This is a genomic window from Rhodoferax sp. (assembly GCF_039922535.1).
Taxonomy (GTDB): Bacteria; Pseudomonadota; Gammaproteobacteria; order Burkholderiales; family Burkholderiaceae_C; genus Rhodoferax_B.
Genome location: NZ_JBDTEM010000218.1, coordinates 1 through 6,506 on the forward strand (window position 1 = coordinate 1; position 6,506 = coordinate 6,506).

The following is a 6,506-nucleotide window of genomic DNA, read 5'->3' on the forward strand; positions in this document are numbered from 1 at the left end:
GCCAAGCCACCAGGCCGCATCGTTCGTTCGTTTGAAGTCGGTTTCGACAAATTTCTGGCCGGCTATACCCGCTGGCTGGATGCAGCGCTGCGGCATCGCAACATCGTGCTGGGGTTGGCGGCCGCCACCCTGGTGGCCACGGTCTGGCTGGTGATGGTCATTCCCAAGGGCTTTTTCCCCGAAGAAGACATCGGCCAGATCCAGGTCAGCACCGAGTCTTCAGAGGACATCTCCTTCCCCGCCATGGTCAAGCTGCAAGAGGCGGCGGCGGCCATCGTCCGCGCCGACCCCAATGTGCTGACGGTCAGCTCGTTCAACGGCGGTAACGGCTCGCAAAACACCGGGCGCATGTTTATCAACCTCAAACCCCAGTCCGAGCGACCCAAGATGAAGGTGGTGGTGGAAGGCCTGCGCAAGAAGCTGCGTGCCGTGGCGGGCATCAACGTGTTTATGCGGCCGGTGCAAAACCTGCAACTGGGCGGCCGCCCGAGCAAGGCGCAGTACCAGTACATCATGCAAAGTATCAAGGCCGATGAGCTGAATGTCTGGGCCAACAAGCTGCAAGACCAGTTGCGCGGCGACCCACTGTTCCGCGATGTCACCAGCGATGCGCAGATGCGCGGGTTGATCGCCCAGCTCAAGATCGACCGCGATGCGGCCAACACCCTGGGTGTGTCTATCGACAGCATCCGCACCGCCTTGTTCAGTGCGTTTGGCGAGCGCCAGGTGTCCACCATTTACCTGCCCACCGACAGCTACCAGGTCATCATGGAAGTGGCCCCCGATGCCAAGCAGGATGAACGCGCCCTGAACGGCATCTATGTGCGCTCCAACACCGGCGCTTTGGTGCCCATGACCAGCTTCACCACCGTCACCCGCACGGTGGGCGCTACTGCGATCAACCACGTGGGCCAGTTGCAGGCGGTCACGGTGTCGTTCAACCTGGCGCCTGGCGCGGCCCTGGGAGAGGCCACCGCCAAGATCGACGCGGCGCAGGTAGCGATTGGGCTGCCGAGCAGCATCATCACCCGCTATGGTGGTGACGCAGCCGTGTTCCAAAGCTCGCAGGGTAGCCAGACGATTCTGATCATCGCCGCATTGCTGGTCATCTACACCCTGCTGGGCGTGCTGTACGAAAGCTATATCCACCCCATTACTATTCTGGCGGGCCTGCCGTCGGCGGCGGTGGGGGCGCTGGCCACGCTGATGCTTTTTGGCCAGGACCTGACACTGATCGCCACCATCGGCATCGTGCTGCTGATCGGTATCGTCAAAAAGAACGCCATCATGATGATCGACTTTGCGCTGGAGGCCCAGCGCCACCAGGGCATGACCCCGGCCGAAGCCATCCGCACCGCCTGTATCCTGCGTTTTCGGCCGATCATGATGACCACCATGGCCGCGCTGATGGGCGCATTGCCCATCGCCTTGGGCATTGGTGCCGGTGCCGAGTTGCGCCAGCCGCTGGGTCTGGCCGTGGTGGGTGGCCTGGTGTTCTCACAGGCCATTACGCTGTTCATCACGCCGGTGATTTATTTGACGCTGGAGCGCTTCAGTGGCACTGGTCCGGTCACCACACCGGAAGTGGTGGAGGCTTGACGCACTATTTAATTTATAGCTGCCTGCGCAGGTAGCATCTGCGCTAGAAGGACTTTTTATATGAAAAATAGACAACTCGGCCCGTTCCAGGTTTCCGCCATTGGCCTGGGCTGCATGAACCTCAGCCACGCCTACGGTGCGCCGGTCACTGCAGAGCAGGGCGAGGCCGTGCTGATGCACGCCCTGGACCGGGGCGTGACCCTGTTCGACACCGCCGCGCTGTATGGCTTTGGTGCCAACGAAGACCTGGTCGGCAAAGTGCTATCCAAGCACCGCCGCCACTTCACCCTGGCCAGCAAATGCGGCATGACCGGCGTGGACGGCAAGCGCGTCATCGACGGCCGCCCGGCCACTATCCAGCGCACCTGCGAAGAGGCTTTGAAGCGCCTGCGCACCGAGGTGATCGACCTGTACTACCTGCACCGCTGGGACAAAACCGTGCCCATCGAAGACAGCGTGGGTGCGCTGTCCGACCTGGTACGCCAGGGCAAGATCCAGACCATTGGCCTGTCCGAAGTGTCGGCCAGCACCTTGCGCAAAGCGCATGCCGTGCACCCCATCACCGCGCTGCAAACCGAGTACTCGCTGTGGACGCGCAACCCCGAGATCGCGGTGCTGCAGGCCTGCAAGGAGCTAGGCACGGCCTTTGTGGCCTTCAGCCCGGTGGCGCGCGGCTTCCTGACCGGCGCGCTGACCGATGTGGCCACACTGGATGCCAAAGACATCCGCCGCAGCATGCCCCGCTTTGCGCCTGACAACTACGCCGCCAACCTGAAGTTGCTGGGTGGCCTGAAAACCATCGCCCAGGAAGCCGGTTGCACCCTGGCCCAGTTGGCGATTGCCTGGCTGCTGCAGCAGGGCGAGCACGTCATCCCCATCCCCGGCACCACCAGAATTGACCATCTGGACGAAGACTTAGCCGCCGCGGACGTGCAACTTTCCCCCGCCGTGCTAGCCCAGTTGGACGCGCTCATGGCTCCCCGCGCCATCACCGCAGGCCGGTACAACGCGCAGTCGCAATCCGAGGTGGATACCGAGGAGTTTTAAGCGGAAAGCCCCGGGCAGGGCGGCGGTGCAGGTTTACACTCGCGGCCCTTCCTGCCTTATGCACCTTTCGATGCCTTCTTCCCCGGCCAAGCCGCCCCGCACCCGCAAGTCGCTGGCGGCCGACCCACAGCAGCAGCTCAGCCTGTTGTTCAACGAGGGCCCTGAGACGGTAGTGGTGCCCGTGCCGTTACGTCCCGTGCCCGAACCTAAGTCTGCTACGCCTGCCAATGATGCCGAAACCCTGGCGCTGCAACTCGAACAACACCCCGACTACCGCGTGCTGCGCCGCCTGGTGCCGCAGTTGCAGTTCGCCGCCGCGCCTGCTCTGGGCGTGAAGCGCCTGCTGGTGCTGGACACCGAAACCACCGGCCTGGAGCACAGCCGTGACAAGATCATCGAGCTGGCCCTGCTGCGTGTGGACATCGACATCGCCACCGGTTTGCCCTGCGGCCCTGTGCAGGTGTATGACGGCCTGGAAGACCCCGGCCAACCCATTCCCGACATCGCCCGCAAGATCACCGGCATCGACGACAGCATGGTGGCGGGCCAGGCGCTGGACGAGGTCCGCATCGCCGAGTTGTTGGACGGCGTAGACCTGGTGGTGGCGCACAACGCCGGATTTGACCGCCCGTTTGTTGAAGCCCGCCTGCCCGCGTTTGCTGCCAAGGCCTGGGCCTGCTCGTTTGCCGATATCGACTGGAAGCAGGAAGGCCGTGATTCGGCCAAACTCACCGCCTTGGCGTTGGATCTGGGTCTGTTTTATGACGCCCACCGCGCCGAAATGGACTGCCACGCCTTGTTAGCAGTGCTGCAAGCGGCCTTGCCCGTGGCAGGCCACACCGGCCTGGCGCACCTGCTGGCCGCCACCGAGGGCACCCGCTACCGCCTGCAAGCCACCGGCGCACCTTTTGACGCCAAAGACGCGCTCAAGGAGCGCGGCTACCGCTGGGATGCGGCCCATAAGGTGTGGCACACCAGGCTCACCGACGAAGCCGCCTTGCAACTGGAATGCGATTGGCTGGCGGTGGCGGTGTATAGCGGCCGTGCGGCACGGGTGCAGGTCGAGGCGCTGGATGCCCATGTGCGGTACGCCAACCGCCCAGGAATACTGTCTTGGAAGAGTTTGGGCTGAAATAAGGCCCAGGTGCATACAGCACCTGCGCTGGCAGCTATGAGATTGATAGTGCTGTGCAGATGCATTTATGCCACTGTCAAGCAATTTTTTGGCAAAACATCCTCCAAATTGAGGATGAATCAACCCCGACAATTGCACGGTATACACCCTTTGGCTCGGGTCACTTGCCAATCGAGGGGATAATAGAGCCTTCGATTCGGCCATGCGCCGTATTATTTCCTTGCCAAATCCTTGCGATTGGCACCCAACTAAGGCTCTATCCATGGCGAAAGCTGATTCTAAAACTGCCATGCTGGCCGACGGCCTGCGTTACAAGTCCAAAGCCTCCGGTTCTCCTTTTGCGGCGGCAGCATCCTTTGGCGGTGCCACCATGTCGTGCTTTTTGTGTGGCAAGCACCGTACCCGTTCACTGATGGGCACCCGCAAGGTGCTGGGCAAGTCGCAAGCCGTGTGTGCACCCTCGTGCCAGGCCATGGACGAAGCCGCAGCGGGCTAAATTCAATTTAAAACCCCGTTTCACCCCCACCGCTGGCAAATCGTGTCTGCGGTTGTGGCCTAATCGTGGGTTGTCACATTTTCTATGGAGTAAACACAATGGCACAAGAACCCCGCACCGAAGCCGAACGCAAGGCTTCCCCTAAGCCTACCCCCTTGCCTGGTTACACCAGCCCCGTCAGCCGCGGCCAAAAGCGCAGCCTGGAGCGTGGTGTGGCTACACGTAGCAAAAAGAACCCCGGCAAGCGCGCGCGCCAAGGCTAAGCCTTCTTGGCATGCCCAGTGCATGCCTGAGCGTCAAAATATACGCCGCGTAGGCGGGCCCTGCCGGGCTGCCTACGCGGCGTTGTCGTTTCTGCAGGTGACAAAATAGACCTATGTCCAAACACAAATCCGGGCCCAGTGAGTGGGTCACCAAGATGCTGGCGGTGATCCGTACCGGCAATGCCCAGGCCGCCATTGCCCAGATCAAGGCCGCCCCCAGCGCCAAGGATGTCGCCCAGCTGCGTGCCTTGCTGCAGTTGCCCAGTGCCCCGGCACGGCATCCCAATGTGGATACCGCTATCAATGAGCAAGTCGTGGCCCTGGCCAGCCCGCGCCTGCACCGCGCACCATGAGCGACAGCCGCATCAAGGGCTTTCACGCCCATGTGTACTTTGATGCGTCCACGCAGGAGCAGGGCCGTGCGCTGTGCCTGGAGGCCGCCAGCTGCTTCAAACTGGCCATGGGCCGGGTGCATCCTGGCCCGGTCGGTCCGCACCCGGACGGCAGCTGCCAGCTGGCCTTTGCACCCTCGGTGTTTGCCGACTTGGTGCCTTGGCTGGCGCTGCACCGGCGTGGCCTGGTGGTGTTTATCCACCCCATCACCGGCAACGATTTGATCGACCACCGCGATTTTGCGATGTGGATGGGCGCGGTACGGCCACTGAACTTGTCGGTGCTGTCCGGGTCGGACACGGTCTACGACATTCCCGAAGATTGACGATGCGCATTTCCCTGAGCTGTTTGCTGGTCGCTGTCGCTATGGCGGGTTGCGCCAGTCCGATGAAACCGATCTCCCAACAGGAGGAGTTCAACTCGTCTGGCAAGTACTCGCGCATGTTCGATGCCACGCCCGTCGACACCTGCGAAGCCGCCCGGCGCGCCTTGCTGAGCCAGGGTTACGTGATTTCCACTGCGGGCAAAGAGCTGGTGCAGGGGCAAAAGAACTTCCAGCCCGAAAACGAAATCCATGTGCAAATGGACATCCGCGTGGTCTGCGCGTCCGAGAGCAAAGACGGCAAACTCAGCCTGGGCTTTGTCACCGCGCTGCAAGACCGCTACGCCCTGAAGAAGAGCAACAGCTCGGCCAGCCTGGGTGTGGGTGTGCTGGGTTCGGTGTCGGTGCCGGTCAGCTCCAGCAACGACGCGATGGTCAAGGTGGGCAGCGAAACCGTGTCCTCCGAGAAGTTTTACGACCGCTTTTTTGCGCTGGTGCAGCACTACCTGGCGCAAGACATGGAAGAGCCAGACGGCGAGGCACTGGCACCTCCGGCACCGGACAAGCCGAAGGTGCCGCTAGCGCCCTAAACGCCGTTAGCGCCGTAAGCGCTGGGCCAGGGCCGTCACTGCCGGATCGGCCAATGACCCCGGTGGCGTTTCCATTTGTGCCTGCACCAGACGCTGCAGCGTCTCCATTTGCGGCGTGATGCTGCCAAAGAAGCGCACCGCTCCATCCACCACCACCAGCACGGTCGGGAAGTTGTCCACTTCGATGGGGTCCACCACGTCTGCCTGGTCCTCAATATCCACCCAGACAAACTGCGCGCCGGAAAACGCGCGCGCCACCTGCTCAAACCGCTCCTGGTAGTCGCGGCAGCTCCCGCACCAGTCGGCGCACAGGCAAGCCACCCAGAGTGCGGGGGTAGGGGAGGACGGGTTTGCTACTGGTTTCATAGCTGCTTGCGCTGGTGGAATGTGCGGGAAAGGCTAATTTTATGCATAAAAAAGCCCCCGGCTGCGTTGGCAAGCGGGGGCCTTGGAGAGCAGCTGCTTACAGCGTGTCGATTAAGCTGCGCAGCTTGTCCGAGCGGCTGGGGTGCTTGAGCTTGCGCAGCGCCTTGGCTTCTATTTGGCGGATGCGTTCACGCGTCACGTCAAACTGCTTGCCGACTTCTTCCAGCGTGTGGTCGGTGCTCATCTCGATACCGAAGCGCATGCGCAGCACCTTGGCTTCGCGCGGTGTCAGGCT

At 62.2% G+C, this 6,506-nt stretch carries 10 protein-coding genes; 8 read left to right on the forward strand and 2 right to left on the reverse strand.

The genetic code is table 11. From position 1 onward, the window contains the following. The 8 genes from ABI213_RS10375 to ABI213_RS10410 all read left to right on the forward strand — a co-directional run. On the forward strand, nt 1-1,599 hold a 1,599-nt coding region (locus ABI213_RS10375), incomplete at its 5' end, for an efflux RND transporter permease subunit (RefSeq protein WP_348026967.1). A gap of 60 nt (nt 1,600-1,659) precedes the next feature. Further along, nucleotides 1,660-2,646: an aldo/keto reductase gene (locus tag ABI213_RS10380; RefSeq protein WP_348007799.1), complete on the forward strand. Its 987-nt coding sequence runs from the start codon at nt 1,660-1,662 to the stop codon at nt 2,644-2,646. A 70-nt stretch (nt 2,647-2,716) separates the two neighbouring features. Continuing rightward, nucleotides 2,717-3,778: a 3'-5' exonuclease gene (locus ABI213_RS10385; RefSeq protein ID WP_348007800.1), complete on the forward strand. Its 1,062-nt coding sequence runs from the start codon at nt 2,717-2,719 to the stop codon at nt 3,776-3,778. Between the two features lie 265 nt (nt 3,779-4,043). Further along, nucleotides 4,044-4,277 carry a hypothetical protein gene (locus ABI213_RS10390; RefSeq protein WP_295954953.1) on the forward strand — a complete coding sequence of 78 codons (234 nt, stop codon included), beginning with the start codon at nt 4,044-4,046 and terminating at the stop codon, nt 4,275-4,277. 98 nt (nt 4,278-4,375) lie between these two features. Next, entirely contained in the window at nt 4,376-4,540 is a 165-nt protein-coding gene (locus tag ABI213_RS10395; RefSeq protein WP_348007801.1) for a hypothetical protein, read from the forward strand. Nucleotides 4,541-4,653: 113 nt separating this feature from the next. Continuing rightward, entirely contained in the window at nt 4,654-4,893 is a 240-nt protein-coding gene (locus tag ABI213_RS10400; protein ID WP_348007802.1) for a hypothetical protein, read from the forward strand. Further along, nucleotides 4,890-5,258, forward strand: a complete 369-nt coding sequence (locus ABI213_RS10405; RefSeq protein ID WP_348026969.1) for a DOPA 4,5-dioxygenase family protein — start codon at nt 4,890-4,892, stop codon at nt 5,256-5,258. Before ABI213_RS10400 ends, ABI213_RS10405 begins: the two co-directional genes overlap by 4 nt. A 2-nt stretch (nt 5,259-5,260) precedes the next feature. After that, nucleotides 5,261-5,845, forward strand: coding sequence for a DUF2242 domain-containing protein (locus ABI213_RS10410; protein ID WP_348007804.1), 585 nt, complete (start codon nt 5,261-5,263; stop codon nt 5,843-5,845). Between the two features lie 6 nt (nt 5,846-5,851). On the opposite strand, the gene ABI213_RS10415 is transcribed toward ABI213_RS10410, so the two are convergent. Then, nucleotides 5,852-6,211, reverse strand: coding sequence for a thioredoxin family protein (locus ABI213_RS10415; protein ID WP_348007805.1), 360 nt, complete (start codon nt 6,209-6,211; stop codon nt 5,852-5,854). Nucleotides 6,212-6,308: 97 nt separating this feature from the next. Beyond that, on the reverse strand, nt 6,309-6,506 hold a 198-nt coding region (locus ABI213_RS10420), incomplete at its 5' end, for a sigma factor-like helix-turn-helix DNA-binding protein (RefSeq protein ID WP_348026971.1).